This window comes from Caulobacter ginsengisoli (assembly GCF_030814835.1).
Taxonomy (GTDB): Bacteria; Pseudomonadota; Alphaproteobacteria; order Caulobacterales; family Caulobacteraceae; genus Caulobacter; species Caulobacter ginsengisoli.
Genome location: NZ_JAUSVS010000001.1, coordinates 465,290 through 489,925, shown reverse-complemented (window position 1 = coordinate 489,925; position 24,636 = coordinate 465,290). Strand labels below are relative to the sequence as shown.

The 24,636-nt window shown below is 69.7% G+C and carries 22 protein-coding genes; 11 read left to right on the top strand and 11 right to left on the bottom strand.

Going from position 1 to position 24,636, the window contains the following annotated elements; genetic code table 11:
- Positions 1-82: 82 nt before the first annotated feature.
- Positions 83-859: a class II aldolase/adducin family protein gene (locus QO010_RS02360; protein ID WP_307345410.1), complete on the bottom strand. Its 777-nt coding sequence runs from the start codon at positions 857-859 to the stop codon at positions 83-85.
- A 292-nt stretch (positions 860-1,151) separates the two neighbouring features.
- Here QO010_RS02360 and QO010_RS02355 point away from each other — a divergent pair, with 292 nt between their 5' ends.
- Positions 1,152-1,982 (top strand): flagellin, encoded by an 831-nt coding sequence (locus QO010_RS02355; RefSeq protein WP_307345408.1) that lies wholly within the window; start codon positions 1,152-1,154, stop codon positions 1,980-1,982.
- An 84-nt stretch (positions 1,983-2,066) separates the two neighbouring features.
- Here the strand turns inward: QO010_RS02355 and glpK are convergent, their stop codons facing one another.
- A complete protein-coding gene (glpK, locus tag QO010_RS02350) occupies positions 2,067-3,563 on the bottom strand; it encodes a glycerol kinase GlpK (protein WP_307345405.1) in 1,497 nt (498 codons plus the stop codon).
- Positions 3,564-3,663: 100 nt separating this feature from the next.
- On the opposite strand from glpK, the gene QO010_RS02345 reads away from it, so the two are divergent.
- The gene (locus tag QO010_RS02345; RefSeq protein ID WP_307345403.1) at positions 3,664-4,776 is read left to right on the top strand and encodes a DUF2336 domain-containing protein; all 1,113 of its coding nucleotides are present in this window, start codon (positions 3,664-3,666) and stop codon (positions 4,774-4,776) included.
- 33 nt (positions 4,777-4,809) lie between these two features.
- Positions 4,810-5,586 carry an NAD kinase gene (locus QO010_RS02340; RefSeq protein WP_307345400.1) on the top strand — a complete coding sequence of 259 codons (777 nt, stop codon included), beginning with the start codon at positions 4,810-4,812 and terminating at the stop codon, positions 5,584-5,586.
- Here the strand turns inward: QO010_RS02340 and QO010_RS02335 are convergent.
- The gene (locus QO010_RS02335; RefSeq protein ID WP_307345399.1) at positions 5,583-7,178 is read right to left on the bottom strand and encodes a sensor histidine kinase; all 1,596 of its coding nucleotides are present in this window, start codon (positions 7,176-7,178) and stop codon (positions 5,583-5,585) included. The two genes, QO010_RS02340 and QO010_RS02335, sit on opposite strands and share 4 nt — an antisense overlap.
- A gap of 80 nt (positions 7,179-7,258) precedes the next feature.
- A complete protein-coding gene (locus QO010_RS02330) occupies positions 7,259-7,918 on the bottom strand; it encodes a glutathione S-transferase family protein (protein WP_307345396.1) in 660 nt (219 codons plus the stop codon).
- A 206-nt stretch (positions 7,919-8,124) separates the two neighbouring features.
- Here QO010_RS02330 and QO010_RS02325 point away from each other — a divergent pair, with 206 nt between their 5' ends.
- Entirely contained in the window at positions 8,125-8,607 is a 483-nt protein-coding gene (locus QO010_RS02325; RefSeq protein ID WP_370873701.1) for an Hpt domain-containing protein, read from the top strand.
- A 62-nt stretch (positions 8,608-8,669) separates the two neighbouring features.
- On the opposite strand, the gene QO010_RS02320 is transcribed toward QO010_RS02325, so the two are convergent.
- Together QO010_RS02320 and spbR are read right to left on the bottom strand one after the other, a co-directional pair.
- A complete protein-coding gene (locus tag QO010_RS02320) occupies positions 8,670-9,455 on the bottom strand; it encodes an NUDIX hydrolase (RefSeq protein WP_307345393.1) in 786 nt (261 codons plus the stop codon).
- Positions 9,456-9,493: 38 nt separating this feature from the next.
- Positions 9,494-10,633: a pole-localized protein SpbR gene (spbR, locus tag QO010_RS02315; protein WP_307345390.1), complete on the bottom strand. Its 1,140-nt coding sequence runs from the start codon at positions 10,631-10,633 to the stop codon at positions 9,494-9,496.
- 235 nt (positions 10,634-10,868) lie between these two features.
- Here spbR and QO010_RS02310 point away from each other — a divergent pair, with 235 nt between their 5' ends.
- Entirely contained in the window at positions 10,869-12,620 is a 1,752-nt protein-coding gene (locus QO010_RS02310) for a hybrid sensor histidine kinase/response regulator (protein ID WP_307347043.1), read from the top strand.
- Here QO010_RS02310 and QO010_RS02305 read toward each other — a convergent pair.
- Together QO010_RS02305 and QO010_RS02300 are read right to left on the bottom strand one after the other, a co-directional pair.
- Positions 12,617-15,493, bottom strand: coding sequence for a M1 family aminopeptidase (locus QO010_RS02305; RefSeq protein ID WP_307345388.1), 2,877 nt, complete (start codon positions 15,491-15,493; stop codon positions 12,617-12,619). The genes QO010_RS02310 and QO010_RS02305 overlap by 4 nt on opposite strands.
- 30 nt (positions 15,494-15,523) lie before the next feature.
- On the bottom strand, positions 15,524-16,339 hold the full coding sequence (locus QO010_RS02300) for a transglycosylase SLT domain-containing protein (RefSeq protein WP_307345387.1): 816 nt from the start codon (positions 16,337-16,339) through the stop codon (positions 15,524-15,526).
- A gap of 182 nt (positions 16,340-16,521) precedes the next feature.
- Between QO010_RS02300 and QO010_RS02295 the strand changes: the two genes are divergently transcribed.
- The 5 genes from QO010_RS02295 to QO010_RS02275 all read left to right on the top strand — a co-directional run bounded on the left by QO010_RS02295 (position 16,522) and on the right by QO010_RS02275 (position 21,624).
- Positions 16,522-17,250: a TonB family protein gene (locus QO010_RS02295; protein ID WP_307345385.1), complete on the top strand. Its 729-nt coding sequence runs from the start codon at positions 16,522-16,524 to the stop codon at positions 17,248-17,250.
- Between the two features lie 129 nt (positions 17,251-17,379).
- Complete coding sequence (locus tag QO010_RS02290) at positions 17,380-20,271, top strand: M16 family metallopeptidase (RefSeq protein ID WP_307345383.1); 2,892 nt, start codon at positions 17,380-17,382, stop codon at positions 20,269-20,271.
- Positions 20,272-20,694, top strand: a complete 423-nt coding sequence (locus QO010_RS02285; protein WP_307345381.1) for a hypothetical protein — start codon at positions 20,272-20,274, stop codon at positions 20,692-20,694.
- 4 nt (positions 20,695-20,698) lie between these two features.
- The gene (locus QO010_RS02280; protein WP_307345379.1) at positions 20,699-21,145 is read left to right on the top strand and encodes a hypothetical protein; all 447 of its coding nucleotides are present in this window, start codon (positions 20,699-20,701) and stop codon (positions 21,143-21,145) included.
- Between the two features lie 17 nt (positions 21,146-21,162).
- Complete coding sequence (locus tag QO010_RS02275; RefSeq protein ID WP_307345377.1) at positions 21,163-21,624, top strand: hypothetical protein; 462 nt, start codon at positions 21,163-21,165, stop codon at positions 21,622-21,624.
- A gap of 10 nt (positions 21,625-21,634) precedes the next feature.
- Here the strand turns inward: QO010_RS02275 and QO010_RS02270 are convergent, their stop codons facing one another.
- Positions 21,635-22,543 (bottom strand): hypothetical protein, encoded by a 909-nt coding sequence (locus QO010_RS02270; protein WP_307345376.1) that lies wholly within the window; start codon positions 22,541-22,543, stop codon positions 21,635-21,637.
- Between the two features lie 159 nt (positions 22,544-22,702).
- On the opposite strand from QO010_RS02270, the gene QO010_RS02265 reads away from it, so the two are divergent.
- Positions 22,703-23,242 carry a PAS domain-containing protein gene (locus QO010_RS02265; RefSeq protein ID WP_307345374.1) on the top strand — a complete coding sequence of 180 codons (540 nt, stop codon included), beginning with the start codon at positions 22,703-22,705 and terminating at the stop codon, positions 23,240-23,242.
- Here QO010_RS02265 and QO010_RS02260 read toward each other — a convergent pair.
- Together QO010_RS02260 and QO010_RS02255 are read right to left on the bottom strand one after the other, a co-directional pair.
- On the bottom strand, positions 23,239-23,580 hold the full coding sequence (locus QO010_RS02260; RefSeq protein ID WP_307345372.1) for a hypothetical protein: 342 nt from the start codon (positions 23,578-23,580) through the stop codon (positions 23,239-23,241). The two genes, QO010_RS02265 and QO010_RS02260, sit on opposite strands and share 4 nt — an antisense overlap.
- Positions 23,581-23,622: 42 nt before the next feature.
- Positions 23,623-24,561 (bottom strand): aldo/keto reductase, encoded by a 939-nt coding sequence (locus QO010_RS02255; RefSeq protein WP_307345369.1) that lies wholly within the window; start codon positions 24,559-24,561, stop codon positions 23,623-23,625.
- Positions 24,562-24,636: the final 75 nt, after the last annotated feature.

Here is a 24,636-nt window from a genome sequence, read left to right as displayed (position 1 = left end):
CGGAAAGAAGACGCTGTGTTTCGAGGGGGAAATGTGGACGGCCCGGGCGTTTTCGCCCAGGCGTCACACCCTCCGCCGCGTTTTACGCGTCGTAGCCCGGCAGCGCCCGATCCAGCGAGCGCAGGCAGCCCGGCCAGGCCAGGCCGCCGATCATGCCCATGCCGCCGCCCATCTGGCCGCGCACCTCCGCCTGGGCCGAGTCCGGCGCATGCAGCACGCCGTCGCGGCCGGCCGACAGGGCCATGACCTGCTGCTTGCAGGCGCGCTCCAGGTAGAACATGCCGATCCAGCAGGCCGCGGCGCTGGAACCCACCGACAGGGTGCCGTGGTTCTTCAGCAGCATCAGGGTCTTGTCGCCCAGGTCGGCGACCAGCCGCTCGCGCTCGTCCAGGTTCAGGGCGATGCCCTCATAGTCGTGATAGGCCAGCTGCGGCAGGACGATCAGCGCATGCTGGCTGAGCGGCAGCAGGCCGTCCTTCTGGGCGGCGACCGCAACCCCCTGGTCCGAGTGCAGGTGCATGACGAACTTGGCGTCTTCCCGCGCGGCGTGGACGGCCGAGTGGATGGTGAAGCCCGCCGGATTGATGAAATAGGGCGTCTCCTGGAGAATCTTGCCGTCGAGGTCGATCTTGACCAGCGAACTGGCGGTGATCTCGCCGAAGAACTGGCCGTAGGGATTGATCAGGAAGTGGTGCTCGGGCCCCGGGATGCGGGCCGAGATGTGGGTGAAGATCATGTCGTCCCAGCCGTGCAGCGCCACCAGCCGGTAGAGCGCCGCCAGATCGACCCGCGCCTGCCACTCCTCGGCGCTGACCTTGCCCTTGAGCGAGCCCACGCCTGCCATATTGCCGTCGGCCATGGTGATTTCCTTCCCGTCCCTCGGCGTCCGACGCCGTTCTCCTAGGGTCGCGCCTGAGGGCGGGGGCGTCAAGTTTCGAGCTTGGCTCGCCTCTGGAAGCGTTGGAAGAGTCTCGATTTGGAACAGGAATCTGAATCCAAAGTAAATCGTCCGACAGTTTAACTATAACAGAACTATTCGAACACCGTTTGATAACGTCCTTGCGTTAGATTGTCGCAATCGATGGCGTAACTTACCTGATGATTAATTCGCCCGTCAAAACGACGGGTGTAACCTGAGAACGGGGGCTCTCGTGGCCATCAACAGCATCAATACCAATACCGGCGCGATGACCGCGCTGCAGAACCTGAACACCACCTCCAAACAACTGGAGACGGTGCAGGCCCGGATCAACACCGGCAAGAAGATCTCGAGCGCCAAGGACAACGGCGCGATCTGGGCCATCGCCCAGTCGCAACGGGGCACCTCGCAGTCGCTGAACGCGGTCAAGGACTCGATCCTGCGCGGGCAGTCGACCATCGACGTGGCCGTCGCGGCGGGCGAGTCGATCTCGGACCTGCTGGTCAACATGAAGGAAAAGGCGTTGGCCGCCTCGGACGCCTCGCTGGACTCCACCAGCCGCACGGCTCTCAACGAGGACTTCAAGGCCCTGCGCGACCAGGTCGCCAAGGCCGTCGCCAACGCCGACTTCAACGGCAGCAACATGATCAAGGCCGGCGGCGCGACCGTCGTGGCCCTGGGCAACGCCGACGGCACCTCGCGGATCACCGTGGCGGCCCAGTCGCTGGCCCTGGGCGGGGCCAACGTCACCGTCTCGGCCACCGGCACCATCGGCACGGTGACCACGGCCACGGCGATGATCGCCACCGTCACCACCTCGATCGCCAACGTCGGCGCCGCGCTCGCCAAGCTGGGCACGGGAACCAAGGCGCTGGACTCGCACCTCAACTTCGTCGGCAAGCTGCAGGACGCTCTGGACGCCGGCGTCGGCAACCTGGTCGACGCGGACCTGGCCAGCGAGAGCGCGAAATTACAGGCCTTGCAGACCAAGCGTCAGTTGGGGGTGCAGGCGCTGTCGATCGCCAATGCGTCGACGTCTTCGCTGTTAGGGTTGTTCAGGTAGAACTGGCCGCCTCCTCAGGGAGGCGGTTCTTTTCAATCTACCAAACTTCGTCTCCCCAGCGAAAGCTGGGATGCGGAGTGGTGGTTACCCCCGTACCCTCGGCACCGCATCCAGCCAGCGCGCATAAGCCCGCTCGCGCCCATGCTTGTCATCGCTGGGCGTCAGCAGCTCGCTCTCCGGCCGGGCGCCGGCGGCTTCCTCGGCGCTGGCGTAGACGCCGGCCCCGAGTCCGGCGAACAGCGCCGCTCCCAGCGCCGTGGTTTCCTGATAGCTGGCCCGGCACACTGGAATCCCCGTCAGGTCGGCCAGCCGCTGGCTGAACCACTGGCTCTGCGACATGCCGCCGTCGATGCGCAGCTCGGCCGCCGCGCCGAACGCATCGGGGGCGTCGGCCCGCATGGCTTCGATGAGGTCGCGGGTCTGCAGCGCGCAGGAATCGAAGGTGGCGGCGGCGATCTCCGCCAGGCCCGCGTCCCGGGTCAGCCCGAAGATGCCGCCCCGCGCATTGGCGTCCCACCAGGGCGCCCCCAGTCCCGTGAAGGCCGGGACCACGACCACGCCGCTGTCGGGCTTGGCGGTCTTGGCCAGGGCCTCGGCCCCGCGCGGGCCGCCGTGCAGGCCCAGGCCCTCGCCGAGCCACTGGATGGCGGCGCCGGCCACGAAGATCGAGCCTTCCAGGGCATAGGTGGTCTTGCCCCCAAGCCGCGCGGCGACGGTCGTGAGGAGTCGCGCCTTCGACAGCGGTTGGATTTCGCCGGTGTTGAGCAGCATGAAGCAGCCGGTGCCGTAGGTGGCCTTCATCTCGCCGGGATGGATGCAGCCCTGGCCCATCAGGGCGGCCTGCTGGTCGCCGGCCACGCCGCGGATCGGGATCTCGCGGCCCAGCAAGGCGGCGGCGATCACGCCGTAGTCGTCGGCGCAGTCCTTCACTTCGGGGAGCAGCGCGGCCGGGACCTCGATCAGGTCCAGCAGCTCGGGCGACCAGGCCTGTTTGCCGATGTCGAACAGCAGGGTGCGGCTGGCGTTGGTGGCGTCGGTGGCGTGGACGGCGCCGCCGGTCAGTTTCCAGATCACCCAGGTGTCCATGGTGCCGCAGAGCAGCTCGCCGGCCTCGGCGCGCGCGCGGGCCCCCGGCACATTGTCGAGCAGCCAGGCGATCTTGGTGCCGGAGAAATAGGGGTCGAGCAGCAGGCCGGTCAGCTCGGTCACACGCTTCTCATGGCCGGCCTTGGCCAGCCGCTCGCAGGTCTTGGCGGTGCGGCGATCCTGCCAGACGATGGCCGGATGGATGGGCCGGCCCGTGGCCTTGTCCCAGATGACCACCGTCTCGCGCTGGTTGGTGATGCCCAGGGCCGCCACCCGCTCGATGGCCCCCTCCCCGGCCTTGGCCACCGCCTCGCGCAGCACGGCCTGGCAGGCGCTCCAGATCTCCTCGCCATCGTGCTCGACCCAGCCGTCGTTGGGATAGGCCTGGCGCAGGGGGCGACTGGCGCTGGCCAGCTCGCGGCCATGGGCGTCGAAAACGATGGCCCGGGTGCTGGTGGTGCCCTGGTCAAGCGAGAGGATCAGCGGCTCGGCCATGGGTTTCAACTCCCTCAACAGCGGCTACCCGCCTTAAGTATGTTTTCACGAGACTAGGTCAGGATCATCATCGGGCGATAGGGATTCGGACCAGACGTTTGTGAGCATTGCTGCCGAAGCCATCAGGCTGGAAGCCCTGGCCCGCAGTAGGGCCCCGGAGGACCGTGAGCATCTGCTGGATGCCCTGGTCGACCTCTGCGCCAACGCCGACCCCGCCGAGTTGACCGGCGCGCCGCAGATCCAGGCGCTGCTGCAAGCCGTCTTCATGAGCCTGGTCGCCGAGGCCGAGCGCGATATCCGCCGCCGCCTGGCTGAGAAGATCGCCCCCGTCGCCTGGGCCCCCGCGGGCCTGGTCAATGTGTTGGCCCTGGACGAGATCGAGATCGCCGGCCCGGTCATCGCCGAAAGCCCGGTGCTCAAGGACCACGACCTGATCCGCCTGCTGGTCGAATCCACCCTGGAACACCAGATCGCCGTCGCACGCCGGGGCAGCCTGTCGGCCACCGTGGTTGAAGCCATCCTGCAGCAGGACGAACCGGCGGTGCTGACCGCGCTGGCCTGCAACGACACCGCCGAGATTTCCCAGAGCGGCATGGTCCGGCTGGTCGAGACCGCCCGCCGCCAGGCCGCCCTGCGCTCGCCGCTGGCCCGTCACCCGCGCCTCTCCTCCGATCTGGCCCAGCGGCTTTATGTCTGGGTCGGCCAGTCCCTGCGCGCCGCCCTGATCTCGCGCTTCCGCCTGGACCCCATGGAGTTGGACGCGGCCCTGGCCAGCGCCGTGCGCGACGCCCATGCCGCCGTCGAGGGCGGCGAGATCCGCCTGGACACCGACGCCGAGCAGCTGGAACAGGAGCGCCGGCTGATCGGCAAGCTGGCCGAGGCCGGCCAGCTGCGCCCCGGCTATCTGCTGCGGGCCCTGCGCGAGCGCCGCCTGCCGCTGTTCGTCTTTGCCCTGGCCACCCTGGGCAAATTCGAGGTCGACCATATCCAGCGGGCTATCGACAGCGACCGGCCAGAGCTGCTGGCCCTGGCCTGCGCCGCCGTCGGCATCGACCGCAGCGTCTTCCCGGCCATCCTGGACACCGTCCGCGAGCTGAACGGCGGCCATCCCGGCGGCGGTGACGAAGGCGCCCGCAAGGCCGCCAACGCCTTCGGTCCCTATGCGCCCGACATCGCCGGGGCCGCGTTCAGACAGACGGCCAGTTCCTTCTAGACAAGGCCGGCGGCGTAGGGCCTTTCTCAGGCCATGCAGCGAACGTCGATCACCCGCCTGACCTTCAAGGCCAGCGACCGCCCCGAGGCCCAGGAGGCCCGGGTGCGGCTGATGGCCCGCTATGGCGACGCCGGCGACAGCGACGCCCAGGTGGTGGTCGCCCTGGGCGGCGACGGCTTCATGCTGGAGACGCTGCACGAGAACCTGGGGGCCAGCAAACCGATCTACGGCATGAACCGCGGCTCGGTCGGCTTCCTGATGAACGAATACGCCGAGGACGGCCTGCTGGAGCGGATCAACGGGGCCGAGCGCGCCGTCATCCACCCCCTGGCCATGGTCGCCATCGACAGCCACCGCCGCCAGCACCGGGCCCTGGCCATCAACGAGGTCTCACTGCTGCGCCAGACCCGCCAGACCGCCAAGGTGCGAGTCTCCATCGACGGCAAGGTGCGGATGGGCGAGCTGATCTGCGACGGGCTGATGGTGGCGACCCCGGCCGGGTCGACGGCCTATAACCTGTCGGCGCACGGGCCGATCATTCCGATGGACTCAAGAGTGCTGGCCCTGACTCCGATCAGCGCCTTCCGGCCGCGCAGATGGCGGGGGGCGCTGCTGTCGCATACGGCGCGGGTGACCCTGGAAGTGCTAGAGGCGGATAAGCGCCCTGTCAGCGCCGTGGCCGACAATTTCGAGGTCCGCGACGTGGTCGAGGTTCATGTCGGCGAGGACCGCGGCATCAGCCTGACCATGCTGTTCGACGCCGGGCGCAGCCTGGAAGAACGGGTGCTGGCGGAGCAGTTTTCGGCCTAAGCCGCCACCGCCCCCGTCGCCAGCGGCAGGTCCACATAGAAGCACGCCCCGCCCAGCGGTCCGTCCTGCAGCCCGACATCCCCGTCCTGCAGCCGCGCCAGTTGGCGGGCCACCGCCAAGCCGATGCCGTGGCCCTGGACGTCGGTGTCGACGGCGCCCAGGCGTTCGAAAGGCTGGAACAGGCGGTCCCGCTGGGCGGCCGGCACGCCCGCGCCATTGTCGGCGACCAGCACCCGGATCCGCGCGCCCAGCACCTCGACACTGACCTCCACACGCGGCGGTCGGCCGCCGTATTTGGCGGCGTTGACCAGCAGGTTGACCAGGATCTGCTTGAACCGGGCCGGGTCGGCCAGCACCGCCAGGCCCGGGACGATGGGGGCGATGCGGTATTCCGGCTTGAAGTCGCGGGTGCGGAACAGGGCCGCCGTATGGGCCTGGGTCACGATGTCGGCCAGGTTGGTGGGCCGGGGCTTGAGGCTCAGCCGCCCGGCGTTGATCGCCGCCTCGTCCAGCAGGTCGCCGGCCAGTCCCTCGACCTCGGCGGCGCAGAGGGCGATGTTGGCCAGGCCCTCGCGCTGGCCCGCGGTCAGCTCGCCCAGCGCCCCCTTCTGCATCAGTTCGGTCAGGCCCAGCACCCCGCCCAACGGCGAGCGGATTTCGTGACTGACATGGGCCAGCAGCCGCTCGCGCATCTCGGCGCGGCGCTCCGCCTCGCGGGCGTAGGCGTCCAGGCGCGACAGGGCCATGGCCAGCGGATGCACGGCCAGGATCTGGCCAGCGACGAAGGCCTGCAGCACCAGCACGGTGACCTGCGGACCACTGTGATCCATGGCGGCGATGGGGCCAAAGCCCAGGGCCGACATCAAGGCGGCGATGGCGGTGGCGATGGCCACGGCCGTGGTCCCGCCGGCGGCGCGGCCGGTCCACACCGCCAGCATTACGCAGGGGGTGATGGCGAACAGCAGCGGCAGGTCGGTGCGCAGGAAGGCCAGCACGGTGGCCGCGGCGACCAGGGCCTGCACGCCGAGATTGCGGACCAGGTCGCGGGTGGCGACCTGCTCGGGCAGCGGGCGCCAGCGGACCGACAGGAAGGCCGGGGCGAAGACCGCCATGCCCAGCATGTCGGCCACCAGCCACTGCAGCGAGGCGGCCGGGTAGAACAGGGTTCCGCTACTCAGCCCGCTGGCCAGGCCGGCGACGGCGCAGGAAGCCAGCGGCCCGGCGATCACCCCGCCGCCGATCAGCCGCAGCAGCGCGCGCTCGTCGCGCAGCGGCATGGCCTGGCCCCGCATCACCCAGGCGGCTATGGCCACCTCGACCATGTTGGCGGCCGCGAAGCCCACCGAGATGGCGGCCGGCCGGTCGAACAGCACGGTGGTGGCCACCAGCACCCCGAAACTGACCGCCAGGGCGGCGGCCGCCTCGGTCCGTCCGCGGAAGCCGCGCAGCAGGAAGGCCAGGATCAGGGCGTTGGCTGGCCAGAACGACACCACGATCTCGGAATCGCGGAAGAAGGCCATGCTGACGGCGCTGAGCGCGGCGATCAGGGCGGAGAGCAGAACAAGCAGCAGCAGGAAGCGACGACTGGCCATGCGGACGGGCTCCGACTTGAAGGCGGCAGTGAGTCGGAGCCCGACACGGCGACTCACATCGCGGTCAGGATAACGCCGTTCTACAGTTTAGCCACGTCCAGCGCCTCGACCCCCTGCCCGGCGCTGGCCGCCGCCTGGGCCGCCTTGGCCGCCTTGAACCCCGGCCGCGCCTGCATGCGCTCCCAGTAGGCGGTCACGACCGGCGGGAACTCCTCCGCCAGGCCCAGGGTCTGCGCCAGCAGCAGCGCATAGCTTACCGAGATGTCCCCGCCGGTGAACCGCCCGGCCGCTACGAACCCGGATGTCTCCAGCATCCGGGCCAGGCCCCGCAACCGCGACAGGAACCACTTGGCATAGTCGTCGGCCACCTGCGGCTGGCGGCGCTCCCTGGGCTCCAGCCGGAGGTAGCGCAGCACCAGGGTCTGGGGGAAGGTCAGGGTCGCCTCGCCGAAATGCAGGGCGTTGAGATAGGCGCCGTAACCCGCCTCGTCGGTCCCGACCGCCAGATTGCCGGGGCTGTGGCGGCTGCAGAGGTATTCGACGATGGCGGCGGACTCGGTCATCCGCGTCTCGCCCTCGACGAACAAAGGAATGGTGCCCAGCGGGTTTTCGGCCAGATAGTCCTTTGCAAACACCCGCGGCGGGAAGGGCAGCATGCGCAACTCATAGGGCAGCCCCAGCTCCTCCAGCGCCCAGAGCGGCCGGAACGAGCGGGCGTCGGCGCAGTGGTAGAGGATCATGGCCGGGGTCCTGTGGAGCGATCGGGGGGCAGCTTAGCCGCCTCGCGCCCCAAGTCACGGAGGCGATTGAACAATCGTCGCTGCCAGCGTGTGGATGACAACGCTTCCCCCTGTGGCTGAACGTCGCGCAGAAACCCCTGTCTCACCCCTTATTAACCGCTCCGCTCTACCGTGAGGCTGTGCAACGCCATGAGGAGGCGACCCGCGTGAGCGACAACCCGACGGTCCAGGTCATCCAAAGCCCGAACATGCTGCGCCTGAAGGTCGGCGGCAGGTTGGGCGGCATCGACGCCAGCGCCATCGCCAAGGCCGAAGCGGCCCTGAAAAGCCTGTCGGGCAACTTCGCCGAGTGGCTGAACGACGAGGTCTCCAAGCTGGAGAAGGCCCAGTCCCGCATCCGCGCCGAGGGTGTCAACCGCGACACCACCGAGGCCCTCTACATGCGGGCCCACGACCTCAAGGGTCTGGGCGCGACCTATGAGTTTCCGCTGGTCACCCGCATCGCCGGCTCGCTCTGCCGCCTGATCGACGATCCCGAGACCCGCGAGCAGGCCCCGATGTTCCTGGTCGACGCCCACATCGACGCCATCAAGGCGGCGGTGCGTGACGGGATCAAGACCGATACCCATCCCACGGGCCGGATGCTGGCCGAAGCGCTGGAAAGCCAGGTCGCGCAGCTGGCGGCTTAAGCCATCGAGGCTGGGGACTGGCTCGGTTCGCGGAACCGTGCCTGTCCCCGCTCTCTTCTCTCTTATCGTATCGCCGACATCGACTCCTCGACCGCGCCATAACCGGCGTCCGGCGGGATGACCAGGACCGCGCCGCCCTCACGGCGCTCCACCTTCGGCAGCACCGTCACCAGCGTCCGCGCCCGCGACTTCTCCACCGCCTCGGTCACGCTCGAACTCTCCGCCAGCAGTTGCAGGTTCATGCGGGTGGGGAAGATCACCGTCCGCTCGCCCGCCGCCGCCAGGCGCAGCGCCTCGCCCGGCGCGATCCATTCGGCGTCGACCGTTTCGCGGCCGTCATGGGCGGCCAGCTGGGTGCTGTCGGCGCTGACCACGTAGAACCAGGTGTCGAACCTTTTCGGCATCATGTCCGGGGTGATCCAGCGGGCAAAGACGGTGAGCGCCGTCAGCTCCAGCCGGATATCCAGCTCGACGATCAGATCCAGGAAGCTGCGCCGGTCGGCCTCGATGTCGGCCCTCGCGGCGTCGGCGCGCGGGTTGCCGTGATAGACCGAGCCGTCCGGGTGGCGGGCGACGATGATGCCGGCTTCCTCATAGGACTCGCGAATGGCGGCTATGCGCAGAGGCCGCTCATCGGGATCGACATCGTGCCAGCCGGTGGTGTGGCCTTCCCAGGCGCTGTCGTGATCGCCCTGGTGGGTCTTGCCGCCCGGGAAGACCAGGGCGCCGGAGGCGAAGTCGATCTGGTGATGGCGCTTGACCATCAGCACCTGGAACTCGGGCGCGTCGCGGACGAGCAGGACGGTGGCGGCGGGGCGGATCGGAACCGCAGGCTTCTCTTCAGACATGCCTTAGCTTGGCGCGCGTCGCGGCCAGCGGGCAAGCCTCACCCAGCGGCAACCTTCGACGCGGCCTCGCGGGTGATGCGGTCCATCTTGTCGAGCAGATAGTCGACATCGTCGCGGGCGGCGGTTTGCGGCTGGGTCAGGAAGCGCTGCAGCATGCGCTCCTGGAAGCGCTCCCGGTCGCGCAACTCGCCGTCGAATTCCACCGAATGGAAGGTGTCGACCCCGGCCCGGAAGGCGGCGTAGAGCCGGGCCGGCAGCCCGGCCCGCTCGTAGATGGCCCGCAGGCCCAGCGGCCCGGCGTCGTGGATCATCAGCCAGGTGCGGTGATGCGGCACCCCCGCCAGCTCGGCGACGGCGCACTCGAAGAAGGTCATGTGGCCATGCGCCAGGCAGCGCAGCAGCAGCGAGGGCGTCAGGCGCTCGGCCTTGCGCAGGTGGGCGGCGAAGGCCTTGGGGTCGGCGGCGCGGCCGGCCTGGTCGACCAGGTCGACGACGGCGCGTTCCTTGGTGTCGATGGTCAGCTGCAGCGCCACCTCGGCCGAGACGGCGTGGTGGTTGATCAGGTGCTCGCGGACCTGGTCGCCGACCAGTTCGATCAGCCGCTCGGTGATCGAGAGCGGCAGGGCGTTGCGATAGGCGACGGCGGCCAGAACCTGTTCGGACTTCTCGAACCGCTGGATAGCCTTGGAGAGGGTGCGCTCGGAGAAGGTGGCGTTGTCGTTGGCGCAGGCGGTCTTCACCGCCGTTTCGGCGCCGTGCTCGACGATGGCGGCGGTGACCTTTTCCGAAAGGATCGGGCGCTTGGCGATGGCCGTCTGGCGGACCGGGCCGCCCAGCCGGACGATCTCGGCCAGGTCGTCGTCGGTGAACACCGGCGAGAAGTTCAGCACCGGCAGGCAGACGCTCTCGACATCCCTGGCCAGCTTCATGGCCACGTCATGCGGCAGGACGTCGGACTGCTTGAGCGTCACGGCCAGGGCCCGGCGCACCAGTTCGGCGGCGTCATTGGCCATGACCCGCAGGATATCGCCGGCCTTGGCGCGGTCCTCGTCGGTCAGCTCACCCCGGTCGATGACCCGGCACAGCTTGTGGGCGGCGATGGCGCGCTCGTCGGGGGTCGCGCCCTTGATCAGGGTGCGAATGTCGGTGTCGGTCAGCGCGGCCCGCGTCGTGCCCATGAGTCCCCTCGCCCGCCCTCGGTTCTGCGGCGATGCCTAGGATCATGAGTCGTTAGGCTTAACGATCGATTATGAGTTCTCCCCAGATCGCTGTTCTGTGACCCGCAAATTAAGGCTGCGACGTAACGTCTCAACAACCCTGACCGGCTACTGTGCACGCCTCTGATGTCGGGGTGACCCTGTGCTTAGACTGCTGTTTCCAGGCGCCGCCGCGCCGGCCCGCGGCGGCCCGACGATGGCTATCCAGGCCCTCGAGGCGCAGCGCGCCCTGCTCCCTTATGCCCTGATCTTCTTCGGGGTCAGCCTGCCGATCTATGTCTGGGCCGGCTCGTTCGCCGAGGACGCCACCTGGATGGCGGCGACCTTCGCGGTGTTCGCCATCAACTGGGGGGCCTTCTATGCGGTGACCGGCTGGCTGCGCCGCCCGCAGGCCCAGGACCCCGCCCTGCGCGCCCGGGTGCAGATTCTGGGCGCCCTGCTCTGGGCTGGAGCCGTGGCCCAGATCGCCGCCTTCGCCGACGGCGCGGGCGTGGTGCGCGAGCCGTTGCTGATGCTCAGCACCGCCGCCGCCGTGGCCGTCACCTTCTTCACCGCCCCCAATCTCACCGGCCTGCTGATCGTCGGGCCAATCGCCTGCGCCGGTCCGCTCTGGGCGCTGTTCTCTCGGCCGCAGACCTCCGACGCCGGCGTCCTGGCCTTTGGCGCGGTGGCGCTCTCGATGGCCCTCTGCCTGGTGGTCAACCGCACGCTCAGGGGCCAGGCCGCCATGGCCGCCGAGCGCGAGGCGCTGATCGCCGAGCGCGCGGTATCGCTGGAAAGGGCCCAGAAGGTGGCCCGCTCCAAGTCCGACATCGTCGCCACCCTCAGCCACGAAATCCGTAACGGCCTGAACGGCGTGACCCACGTGCTGGCCGCCGCCGCTGGGCAAGGGGGGCGAGCGGCTCCTTCGCGCGAGCAGCTCAACGCGGCCCTGACCGCCGCCAACGAGCTGGTGGCGGTGCTCAACGCCACGCTGGATTCCGAGACCGCCGAGCAGGGCCGGCTTATGCTCGACAGCCAGCCCTTCGACCCCGTCCGCCTGACGCGGGATCTGGTGCTGCTCAGCCGCCCGCACGCCAGCGCCAAGGGTGTGGAGCTGACCCTGCATGTCGACGCCGAACTGGAAAACCGCACCAGCGGCGCGGTCGTCGCCGACGTCACCCGGGTGCGCCAGGTGCTCTCCAACCTGATCGGCAATGCGGTGAAATACACCGTGCGCGGCCGCATCGAGGCCCGTATTGAGCGGCGCGGCGATGGCCGCATCGCCATAGAGATCGCCGACACCGGCCCCGGCCTGACCCCCGAAGAGCTGGAACAGGCTTTCGAACCCTTCCGCCGCATCGAGCGCACCGGCGCGGGCGTGCCGGGCGCGGGCCTTGGCCTGTCGCTTTCGCGCCACCTCACCGACCTGATGGGCGGGCGGCTGGACTGCCGCAGCGCGCCGGGCGTCGGCAGCTGCTTCACCGTCGACCTGCCCTTCGACGACGGCGCCTTCTGCGAAGGGATCGAGGTCGGCCCGGCCATCTCCGGCGATCCGGCCAAGCGCCAGTTGCGGGTGCTGGTCGCCGAGGACGACGCCCTCAACGCCGCCATGCTGCGGGCCATCCTCGAGCAGCTGGGCCACAAGGTCGTCCACGCCCAGAACGGCCGCCGCGCCGTGGACCTGGCCAAGCTCGCCGACTTCGACCTGATGATGCTGGACGGCCGCATGCCGGGCCTGGACGGGCCGGCGGCGGCGGCGGCGATCCGGGCGCTGGACGGCCCCGTGGCCAACACCCCGATCATCGCGGTGATCGGCGGCGACGCCGACGAGGCGCGGGAATGCCTGGATGCGGGCGTGGACGCGGTGCTGCGCAAGCCGGTGACCGTGGCCGGGGTGGCGCGGGCCGTGGCGGATGCGGCGGCCAGAGGGCGGATGGACGCCGAAGCGGCGCGGTCGGTCGCCTAGAGCCCCTCGACCTTCGCCCCCAGGCTGAGGCCGCGTCTTGCCGCCTCGCCGCCTGCCAGCTCCAGCACCCAGCGCCCCACCGCCAGCGACAAATTCCCCGGCAGCGCCTCCTCCGACCAGGCCGGCGCCTGGGCCTCGACATGCAGCACCCGTCCCTCGGCATCCAGCCACAGGATATCCAGCGCCACCCGCACTCCCCGCATGAAGAACGGATGCGGCCCAGAGTCCGGCAGTTCGAACAGCATCGCCTCGTCCCGGCCGACGCGGTCGCGGTGCATCAGGCCCTGGGCGCGCAGAGCGGGATCCTGAGGGTATTCGGCCTTGACAAAACTGCCGTCGGGCATCGTCAACCCCAGCGGCTTCACAGGGTTGGCGGGAGCCAGCGGCGCGGCCCGCAACGCCCGGGGATCGGCGCCTTCGACCACTTGGCTGGCCTTGAACCCCCGCAACACCCAGCTACCTGCCGCCACCGGATCGCCAATCCCTCTCGCCAGCCACGGCCCTGGATCGGAGACGCCATAGGCCGCCCACAGGCTGTCCTTGCCGGCCAGCCGCGCGGCCCTCGCCCAGAGGTCGGCGCCGGCCAGGGCGGCGTCGTTGCGCAGGGCCAGGCGCTCGTTGCGCCAGAGGGGTCTGCCGGCGGTGCGGTCCAGCCAGGTTCGCACCAGTTCGGCGTCCGGCGGTGGCGCTGGCGCAGGCTCGCCGAACAGGGCGGCGAAGGTGCGGCTTCCCTCGTATTCCCGCGCCCGGGCGGCGGCCTCGCGGCCCGCCAGCAGAGCGACCAGGCGCGGAGCGGCCGGATCGGCGCCGGCCAGCTTGCCCAGTAGGGTGTCGGCCATGGCGGCGCTGGCGGTGAGGTCGTCCTCCATCCGCCGCAGCAGGTCCGTGAGGCTGGGCGGCGCCGCGGGCTGGCCCCTGGCCTGCTGGGCCGCCACCCGCTCGACGGCGGCCAGGACGCCGCGCAGGTCGGCGGCGGCCTGCATCCAGGGCGGGGCGGCCAGCCCCTCGGCGTCGAGGGCTGAGCGCAGATAGAGGGCCCCATGCAGGGCGGCGGCCAGGGCGTTGATCGTGGCGTGCTCGGCGCGCAGGGCCTCGATGGCCGGGCCGAGCGGCGCACTCTGCCGCAGCAGCCAGGCGTCGAACCGGCCCTGCTGCGTCCCACGGAAGGCGGCGCGGTCAGCGGCGCGGGAGGCCCCATCCTCACCGGCCTGTTCGGCCCATCGCGCCTCAAGCTCGGCCGGCGATCCCGCGGGCGCGGCGGCGCGCCAGGCGTCGAAGGGTTCGCGGCGCGGGCCGCTGGCCAGCAGCTCGCCCAGTTCGTCCAGGCGCGGCCCCAGCGTGTCCAGCCCCCGGCCCGCCGTCAGCAGCCGGTCGGCCAGGGTCAGATAGGCGATCAGGTCGCCCTCCCCGCTCCAGGTCGCGTCCCAGGCGTCCTCCTGCAGGGCGACGATCTCGGCCTCGTCCAGGCCGTCGAGTGGGACCTCGAAGTCGTGCCGGCAGCGGTAATAGCCCTTGGCCCCGGCGTTACCGAACGCCCAGCCCTCGATCGGCAGGCGGGCTTCGACGGTGTTCAGCAGCAAGGTCTGGACGCCCGCCGTCGTCTTCACGAACACCGGCATGACCCGCGACTCACCGATCTGGCGGATGACGAGGTCGTCGCCGTCGCGGCTGAACCGCAAGGTCGGGACGCCCGCCCGTTCGGCCAGGGGCGCGGCGACCAGGGCCACGGGCTGGCCGCTCTGGGCCTCCAGCGCCGCCCACAGGTCGTCGGCCGTGACAGTTCCGCTCTTGGCCACGTAGCGGCGCACCCCGGCCTGGAACACGTCCTCGCCCAGCCAGGCCTCCAGCAGGGTCAGGAGGGCCGCGCCCTTGCGGTAGGCGGCGATGTCGAAGCGCTCGGCGATCTCCGCCTCGGTGACCGCGTCGCGGCGCAGCGGCCGCGCGTCCAGGGCCATGGCGGCGCGGGTGGCGCGCACCCGGGCGGGCTCATTGGGGACGGCCTTGGCCGCCATCCAGGTGGCGAAGCCCTCGTTGAGCCACAGGTCCCGCCAGCCGGCCGGGCTGACCAGGCCACCGAACCACTGGTGGGCCAGTTCGTGAGCGACCAGTTCGGCGATGTCGCGGCGCTGGCGCTCGTCCGTGGGCCGAAGGTCGCCCTCCCGCAGGAACACCGCCCCGATATTTTCCATGCCCGCCGCTTCCAACCGAGGGGCTGCGACAAGGTCCAGCTTGGCGAACGGCGGCGGCAGGCCCAGCCAGCCCTGGTGAAAGGTCAGGGCCGACCGGGCGGTCCCGAAAGCGAAGTCGAGGCCGGTCAGGTCCAGCCCGTGCAGGGTCAGGGCGATCTCACCGACCTGGGCGGTGTGCGCCTGGAACCGCCCGATGGCCAGCGCCAGCAGGTTGGTCGGCAAAGGCGGCGTCGGCTCGAAACTGGCCCGCTCGCCATCTCGCCCACCGATGGCGGCGTTGGACACCACCGTTTGATTGGGGGCGGCCGTCACCGACAGTTCGAAGGGGCAGCGGTGGGCCGGGTCGTCGAAACAGGGGAATACCCGCCGGGCATGGGTCGGCTGCATCTGGCTGAGCAGCCAGTCGCCGTCGCTGTAGAGGCCGCGCGGGGTCTCGCCGATCGGGCCGGCGTAGGCGATGACCAATTCGGCGGCCCGCGCCCGCACCGTCAGCCTGCCGTCGGCCAGCGTCCAGGGCGCGAGAACCCCGTCCGCCTCGACGCTCAGGATGTCGAGGTCGACGCAGTCCAGCTCGACCGCATCCGCCGGTCCGCTCAGGCCAATGACCACCCGCCCGGCGAAGCGCCGCGCGGCCAGGTCCGGCTCCAGACTGAGGCGATAGTATCGTGGTGAGACGGCAACCATGGGCGGCCGCGAACTTGGCCGCTTCGCTGGCTAGCGTCCAGTCTTGCGGGCGTCGGACAGCACCTTGAGCATCTCGGCCGACAGCATGGCGCTGGGCAGGCCCCCGCCGGTCCGGCGGTCGGCGGATTGGGGGCCGCGCAGGATGAAGTCGACCAGCTCGGCCTGCTGTTGCTGCAGGTCGGCGTTGCGGCCCCGGGCGTATTGGATGAAGCCCTGGTCGGGGGTGACCTGCGGGGCGACCGCGCCGCCGCCGCCGGTGCGGGTCAGGTTACCGTAGAGCTCGGCCACGGTCACCGCCCGCCCGGCGCGGTAGAAGATCGAGCGGTTGGCGGCCGCGGCGTCGGGAAACAGGTTGGCGGCGGTGGCGCCGGGGCTGGTCGCCATGGCCTGGATCAGCTGGGCCGAACCCTTGGGGCCCAGGAAGTGGGCGGCGTAGAGTTCGCCGCCGGTCGGCTCGCGCCCGATCCGGCCGCGAATATAGGCGGCATTGTCGCTGGTCAGCTCGCCGGCCATCAGCGAGGCGGCCTTGGGGTCCAGCCGCAGAGCCAGCACCGCCTTGCGGGCGTCGGCCCCGGCCACCCGATAGCGGCCGTCGGATCCCTGGGTGATCAGGTCGGCATAGCGGGCATAGCCGTGCTTGGCGCCGTATTTCTTCAGCGTGCCCAGCCAGGTCTGCTCGACGAACTGGAAGAGGCCGGCGGCCGAGGAGGTTGGAGCCTGGGCGCCGGGGCGCAGGCCGGACTCGCGGTTGGCCGTCCCCAGCAGAAAGGAGAAGTCCACCCCCGTCGCCGCGGAGGCCTTCTGAATGGCGCCCTCAACGACGCCCCGGATTCCATCGACGGCCATACCCCTTGATGGGCAAATATTGTTAAGCGCCGCTTAACCCCTGCCCCATCGCTCAGACGCCCACCCAAAACGGGTGAAACGAACGTTTGTTGAAAATGCGAATTGTTTGCATTTTCTCGTTTACGGAACTGCGGACCCGTGTGACCCTCATCTCAACCACAACAAGGCCCAGGGAGGGTCCGATGGTCGTCAGTCAGTCCAACGGTTTTGCGGCTCCGATCGGCTCGGGGGATTATATCAAGCGGCCCGGCCTTTCGCGGATGATGGTGATCGCCATCGGCGTATCGGTGGCGGTCCATGTCGCCCTGGTCAGCTATCTGGCCTATCAGAAGTTCAGCCAGCCGATGGAGATCCCCGACACAGACCGGCCGCTGGTCGGAATCAGGCTGCCCAAACCCTTGCCCAAGCCCACGCCCGTCGAGCGGACCAAGACCACGCCGCCGCCGACCACCGTCAAGACCCGCGCCACCGACGCGCCACCGACCGACGTCGAGACCAGCCCTCTTCCCTCCACCGACCAGACTGCGACGAAGGACGATACCGGCTCGCCACCGGTCATCTCGGACGGCCCGCCCACCACCGGGACCGGCTCGGACCCCATCGTCAACACCCCGCCCGTGATCGCCAACCCGACCTGGATCAAGCGGCCGGGCGCGCGGGAGTTCAGCAAATACTATCCGGAAGACGCCATTCGCCTGGGCCTGTCGGGCGCGGTGAACCTGCGCTGCACCGTCGCCGCCAACGGCTCGGTCGGCGGCTGCGTGGTGACCTCCGAAACGCCGGCCGGCAAGGGCTTTGGCCGGGCGGCCCAGAAGCTGTCGCGCTACTTCGTGATGAGCCCCCGCACGGTCGACGGCAAGCCGGTGGACGGGGCGCTGGTGACCATCCCGATCAAGTTCGGGTTGGAATAGAGTCGAGCACTCAGCCCTTCCCCCGCCAGCGGGGGAAGGGCTTGAACGCCAAACTCCCGCCTTGCCCTTGCCGCAACGCCCGGCGATGTTGCGGCTCGTTTTGCCCTTGGCGGCCAGAGATCTCGCTGAATGACCCGTATTCTACGCCCGGCGCTGGTCGCCCTGACCGCGTTGGCCCTGAGCGCTTGCGCCTTCCAGCCTCACCTGCCCAAGCTGCCGTTCAAGGGTGGCAAGCCGGCGGCCGCCGCGCCCACCACAGCCGCCGCCCCGCGCCGCACCGAATGGCCTCAGGCCAAGTCCGACGTCCCGGCCGATCCGCGCGTGCGGTTCGGGGTGCTGCCCAACGGCATGCGCTATGCGATCATGAAGAACGCCACCCCGCCGGGGCAGGCCTCGCTGCGGCTGCGCATCGACGCCGGCTCGCTGAACGAGACCGACGCCCAGCAGGGCCTGGCCCACTTCCTCGAGCACATGGCCTTCAACGGCTCCAAGGCCATCCCGGAAGGCGAGATGGTCAAGATCCTGGAGCGCCACGGCCTGGCCTTCGGGGCCGACACCAACGCCTCTACCGATTTCGACGAGACGATCTACAAGCTGGACCTGCCGCAGACCGATGACGACACCGTCGACTCATCGCTGCAGATCCTGCGCGAGACGGCCAGCGAGCTGCTGATCGCCCAGGACGCCGTCGACCGCGAGCGCGGCATCGTGCTCAGCGAAGAGCGCACCCGCGACGGCCCCGGCTATCGCATCTACAAGTCGCGCCTGGCCTTCCTGCTCAAGGGCCAGCGGCCCTCGACCCGCTTCCCGATCGGCCAGGTGGAGGTGCTGAAGACCGCTCCGGCCAGCCAGATCCGCGACTTCTACGCCAAATACTACCGCCCCGACCGGGCGGTGCTGGTGGCGGTCGGCGACTTCGACGTCGACGCCATGGAGGCCAAGATCAAGGCCCGCTTCGGCGACTGGAAGGCGACCGGCCCCGACGGCGGCGACCCCGACCTGGGCGCCCTGGCCCAGCGTGGCCCCGAGACCCTGGTCAAGATCGAACCGGGCTCCTCGACCTTCCTGCAGCTTTCCTGGACCGCCGCCCCCGACCTGGCTCCCGACAGCGTCGAAAAGCGCCGCCGGCAATGGCTGGAGCGGCTGGGCTTCGCGGTGCTGAACCGCCGCCTGGGGACCATCGCCCGCGGCGACAACCCGCCCTTCCTCAGCGCCGGGGCCTTCCGCACCGACCAGCTGCACGCCGCCCAGATCACCAATGTCGCCGTCAGCGCCCGCCCGGGCGAGTGGCAGGCGGCCCTGCAGGCGGTCGACCAGGAACAGCGCCGGGCCGTGCAGTTCGGCGTGCGCCAGGACGAACTGGACCGCGAGATCGCCGAGATCCGCGCGGCCCTGCAAGCCCAGGTCTCCGGGGCCGCCACCCAGAAGACCCCGAACCTGGCCGGCGACATGCTGGACAGCCTGACCGACGACGACGTCATCACCAGCCCGCAGCAGGACCTGGAGCTGTTCGAGAAGATCGTGAAGGACCTCAAGGCCGACACCGTCTCGGCCAGCCTGAAGGCCGCCTTCGAGGGGAATGGCCCGCTGCTGTTCATGGCCTCGCCCACCGAGATCCAGGGGGGCGAGGCGGCCGTCACCGCCGCCTACGCCGCCAGCCGCGCCACGCCGGTGACCGCCCTGGCCGCCTCCACCCTGATGGCCTGGCCCTATGACAGCTTCGGCGCTCCGGGCAAGGTGGTCGACCAGCATGAGATCGAGGACCTGGACGCCGTCTTCGTCCGCTTCGACAACGGCGTGCGGCTGACCGTCAAGCCGACCAAGTTCCGCGACGACCAGGTGCTGGTGAAGGTGCGGATCGGCGATGGCATGCTGGACCTCTCCCGCGATCGCCAGTCGATGATCTGGGCCAGTTCGTCCCTGATCGAAGGGGGACTGGGCAAGATCAGCGCCGAGGACATGGACCGGGTGCTGGCCTCGCACATCTACGGCGCCAACTTCCGGGTCGAGGACGACGCCTTCTCGCTCAGCGGCTCCACCCGTCGCGACGATCTGAATACCCAGCTGCAGGTGCTGGCCGCCTATGTCAGCGACCCGGGCTTCAAGCCCGAGGCCTTCCAGCGCATGAAGAGCTATGTCGCCACGCTGAACGACCAGCTGGTCGCCACCGATGGCGGGGTGTTCGGCCGCGACCTGCCCGGCCTGATCCACAACGGCGACAAGCGCTGGACCTTCCCCCAGCCGGCCGACATCGCCGGCAGCGACCTGGCCGCCTTCAAGGGCCAGTTCGGCCCGGCCCTGGCCAGCGGCCAGATCGAGGTGCTGGTGGTCGGCGACGTCACCGTCGACAAAGCCATAGCAGCCGTGGCCGCCACCTTCGGCGCCCTGCCCTCCCGCCCCGCCGGCATCCCTCCCGGCAGCGACGCCCTGACCGCCGGCTTCCCGGGCGGCGGCGGCGAGCCGGTGGTGCTGACCCACAAGGGCCGCGAGGACCAGGCCATCGCCTATGTGGCCTGGAGGACCAGCGACTTCTTCGGCGATGTGCAGACCTCGCGCACCGTCACCCTGCTGGGCGATGTGCTGCACCTGCGCCTGATCGATGAGATCCGCGAGAAGCAGGGCGTGACCTACTCGCCCCAGACCGGCACGGAATCCAGCCTGGTGTTCAAGGGCTGGGGCTATCTGTCGGCCCAGATCGAGGCCCCGCCGGCCAATATCGACGGCTTCTACCGCGACGTCGCCAAGATCGTCGCCGACCTGCGCGACAAGCCTATCACCGCCGACGAGTTGGAACGGGCCCGCAAGCCCAAGCTGGAAGGCCTGCAGAAGGCCCGCAACACCAACGAGTACTGGCTCTACTTCCTGTCCGGCGCCCAGAACGACCCGCGCCGACTGGATGCCATCCGCTCGGTGCAGGCCAGTTACCAGCGCATCACCCCGGCCGACCTGCAGGCGGCCGCCCGCAAATACCTGACCGACGACCGGGCCTGGAAGGTCGTGGTCAGGCCGGGGAGCAAATAGATGCGGATCGTCGCGGGTCTTGTCGCCGTCGTCTTAGCCCTGACCGGCCCAGCTTCGGCCAAGCCGTTGGACGCCAAGGAGGCGGATAGGCTGGTCGAACTGGCGATCTGCGCAACGATCATCGGCATGTACCAGAACGGGCTGGAAAATCCGGCCGCCGACTCACCGACCGATCGCGCCCTACTCGCGCGCGCCATGGCGTTGAAGCCGCGGATGATGGCCTATATTCGGCCCGCCGTGGGCCGGATGGACAAGCGCCAGGGCGACGAGCTGGAGGCCAGGATCGCGCAAAGGATCATGCCCCGAATGTCCCGCTATAGCGAAGACGCCAAGGGCCGGGCCCAGCTGATGGCCGAATTCCGGCCCGACATGCAGGCTTGTCTGGTCAGGGTCGAGGCCTTGCCGCCGGTGTCAGGGGGCTAAGCCGATGACCCGCAAGACCCTGTGCGCGGTGGCGGCACTGCTGCTGAGCCTGGCCTCGTCGGCCTGGGCCGCGCCGTCCGTCCAGGCCGACGAGGCCAGGATCGCCGAGCTGGTCCGCTGGGGCAGCTGCGCGGCGGTGATCGGCATCTATGAAGGGGCAGTGAGCCAGGCCTCCCCCCGCGCCGACCGCGAGCTGCTGGACCGGGCCCATGCCGCCGAACCGAGGATGCGGGCGCATTTCGAGGCCATCGCCGGCCAGTTCGATCAGACCCTGGCCGACGAGTTGATGCGCCGCGTCGCCGGCCCGACCATGGCGCGGATGCTCAAGCTCGGCGATGCGCCGGGCCGGGAGGCCCGCATCCTGGCCGAATTCCGCCCCGACCTGGAAACCTGCATCGCCGACGCCGCCAGCCTGCCCGAGCCGACCCTGGACGGGCAGACCTCGACCTGAACCAAGGGCCTGGACCGATGAACCGCAAGACCGTCTGCTGCGCCGCCCTACTGCTCCTGACGCTTTCCAGTCCGGCCTTTTCCGGCCCGGGAACGGCCACGCCGCCGACCGATAACAAGGCCCGGGTGGCGGAGCTGCTTCGCTGGGGAATCTGCGCGGCGGCGCTCGCCGTCTATAACGGCGTGCTGGAGGACGAGCAGGGAACCGCCGCCGACCGCGACCTGCTGGCCAGAGCCAAGGCCGCCGAACCCAGAATGAAGGCCTGGTTCGACACCATCGGCAACCAACTCGACGACAGCCAAACCGACGCCGTGGAAGCGCGCATCACCGATCCGGTCATCAAGCGCATCAGCCGCTACAAGGACGATCCTGACCGCGCCGCCCACCTGCTGGCCGACTTCAGGCCCGACCTGGAGACCTGCATCGCCGAAGCCGCGACCCTGCCGGAGCCACCCCCGCAGGGCGAGACGGCGACCTAGAGCGGAGACCCTAGTAGACGGTCCCGCCGACCCCGCCGTCCAGGCTCATGGTCATGGTGGCCGTCGAGCTCTCGGTCGAGGTTTCCTCGCGCCAGGCGGTGTAGGTCTCGATGAAGGTCATCGACAGCACCTTCACGCCGGCGCCGAAGCGGCGCAGCAGGCTGCGCTCATTGCAGTCGCGGGCGGCCAGTTGGGGACGGCAGAACAGCTGGCCGGCCCGGTCGGGGCCGCCATTGGGGCCGGCGCCGGCCATGGCGCCGCCCTGGCGCCACAGGGCCTCGCCCTTGGAGCAGACAATGGTCTTGCCACCGGAAAAGCTGATCTGGCCGCTGTATTCCGACCAGGTGTACTGCAGCCGGGTGCCGGCGATGCAGCGATAGAGTTCGCCCTCGAAACCCTCTTCGACGTCGCGGTCGGGGAAGGTCTGGCTGGCGGCGTGCGGCACGTCGCGATCGTCGAGGCAAAAGGCCTGGATCACCACCCGCACGGTCTTGGTCCGGGTCGCCTGATAGCTGACCTTCTTCTTGATCTGCATGCCCTGCACATCAAGGCCCTGGATCAGGCCGCTGGCCATGGGCGGGGCATAGCCGCCCCCACCGCCGCCCCCGCCATAGGCGACCGCGCCGGCTCCAGCCCCGCCCCCGGAAACGGCCACGGCGACGGATGTGTTGTTGACGATGATGTTGGTGCGGTTGCCCGGCGAGCAGCAGGGCGGCGTGGGGGTGCAGCAGGGCGGCGGCGGCGGCGGCGTGCAGCACGGCGGCGGCGCGGGCGGGGTGCAGCAGGGCGGCGGGGGCGGCGGCGAGCAGCAGACCTGCGCCTTGGCGGTATGGGGCGCGCCCATGACCAGCAACATCAGCAGCAGTCCACCGGCCATCACCAGGGAAAGTCTCTTCAACGCCGCGATCGACATGGCCATCAGCCCCTTCAGATACGCCTGACGCGGATGCAAGATTCGCGCCTGGAGCGACCGAACCGTCCCGGAATGGAACATTTCGGCCCTGGCCCGGGACTTCCCTGCAACCCGCATGCGTGCCGGTTCGATGTCGAATCGGGATGCGGACCGGGAGACCAGGCCATGTTGCATCCCAACACGGAACGGTTAGCAGAGTATTGGCGTGACCAGGCCGGCCCCTCCGGGCTGCCATCGCGCACGGCCATCAACCCGGCCGATTTCGCCCGGATGCTGCCGCAGGTCTTCATGCTGGGCCGCACCGAGGCCGGCGCCCTGCCCTTCCGCCTGGTCGGCGGGTTTGTGGCCGAACTGCACGGCCGCGACCTGCGCGGCGTCAACGCCCTGACCCTGTGGTCGCCCCGCGATCAGTTGCAGATCCGCTCGGTCCTCGAACAGGTCCGCCGTCGTCCCCAGCCCATCGTGGTCACCGCCGAGGCCCGCACCGCCGAGGGTGCGTCGATGTCGATGGAAGTCCTCTTCGCGCCGCTCAGCAGCCGCACCGGAACCGCCGACCGCTTCATCGGCCTCTACCAGCCGCTGGGCATGATCCAGAAACTGAACGACGAACCGGTCAAGCAGCTGGTTATGACCGGCATCGAGGGCGCCGAACTGGGCGAACCGAAACTGCGGCTGGCCGCGTTGGACGGGCGGGTGGTGGCTTAGCGCCACCCGAGCCAGAGGGCCCGCGCCGCCACCAGCAACACGCCCAGTACGATCAGCGGGGTGAATATCCTGAACGTGTGCCGGGTGAACCGCTCGGGCAGGAAGGTGTCGGACACCCCCGCGCCATACCGCGCCGCCACCGCCGTCAGCGGGCATTTCAGACCGCTGGCGATGAACACCACGCACTCGACCCCGACCAAGGCGCCTGCGATCCAGAGCCAGGGTCCGTGGACGCCGGTGATCCCGGCCAGCAGGACGATGAACACCGACGAGGCCATCACCAGGTAGATCGCCGTGTGCAGGGCGCGGACGAGAATGAGGCGTTGGGCGTCGGTCATGGCGAGCAGTCATCCCCCCCCTTGGGGGGGGATGACCGGGCTTCAGGCGCTCGCCGCGTCCAGCTTGGCGATGGCCGCCGGGCTGAGCGACAGCCGCGCCGCGCCCATCAGTTCTTCCAGCTGCTTGACGCTCGTCGCGCTGGCGATCGGCGCCGTCACTGCCGGCCTTGCCATGACCCAGGCGAGGGAAATCTGCGAAAGGCTCGCCCCCGTCTCCGCGGCGATGGCGTCCATGGCGGCCAGCACCTGGGGACCCTTGCCGGCCATGTGCTTCTTCATGCCGGCCCCGCGCGGGCTTTTGCCCAGGTCCGCCTCGGAGCGGTATTTGCCCGACAGGTAGCCGCTGGCCAGGCCGTAATAGCTGATGATCCCCACGCCCTCGTCGACGCAGAGCTGCTGCAGCGGCCCCTCGATGCCGCGGTCCATCAGGTTGTAGGCCGGCTGCAGGGTCTCATAGCGCGGCAGGCCCTTGGCCTTGCTGATCTCGAGCGCCGACTTCAGGCGGGCGGCGTCGAAGTTGGAGGCCCCGATGGCGCGGACCTTGCCGGCCTTGACCAGGCGGCCATAGGCCTCGGCCGTCTCGTCCTGCGGGGCTTCGGCGTCGTCCCTGTGGGACTGGTAGAGATCGATGTAGTCGGTCTGCAGGCGTTTCAGGCTGTCTTCGCAGGCGGCGACAATATTGTCGGCGCGCAGGCCCGGGTGTTTGGGCCACATGGCGACCTTGGTGGCGATGACCACGTCGTCGCGCTTGCCGCGCCCCTTCAGCCAAGTCCCGATCACCGTCTCGGACTCGCCGCCGGTATGGCCGGGGACCCAGGCCGAATAGACGTCGGCGGTGTCGATGGCGTTGAAGCCGCCGCCCACGAAGGCGTCCAGCACCGCGTGCGAGGTCGCCTCGTCCGCCGTCCAGCCGAACACGTTGCCGCCCAGCATCAGGGGGGCGATGTGGATGCCCGACCGGCCGAGTTCACGCTTTTCCATCACATTTTCCTCCCGCTCATCCCCGCGAAAGCGGGGACCCAGGTGTTTTTCGTTTCAGTCTTTCAACCGCCCCGG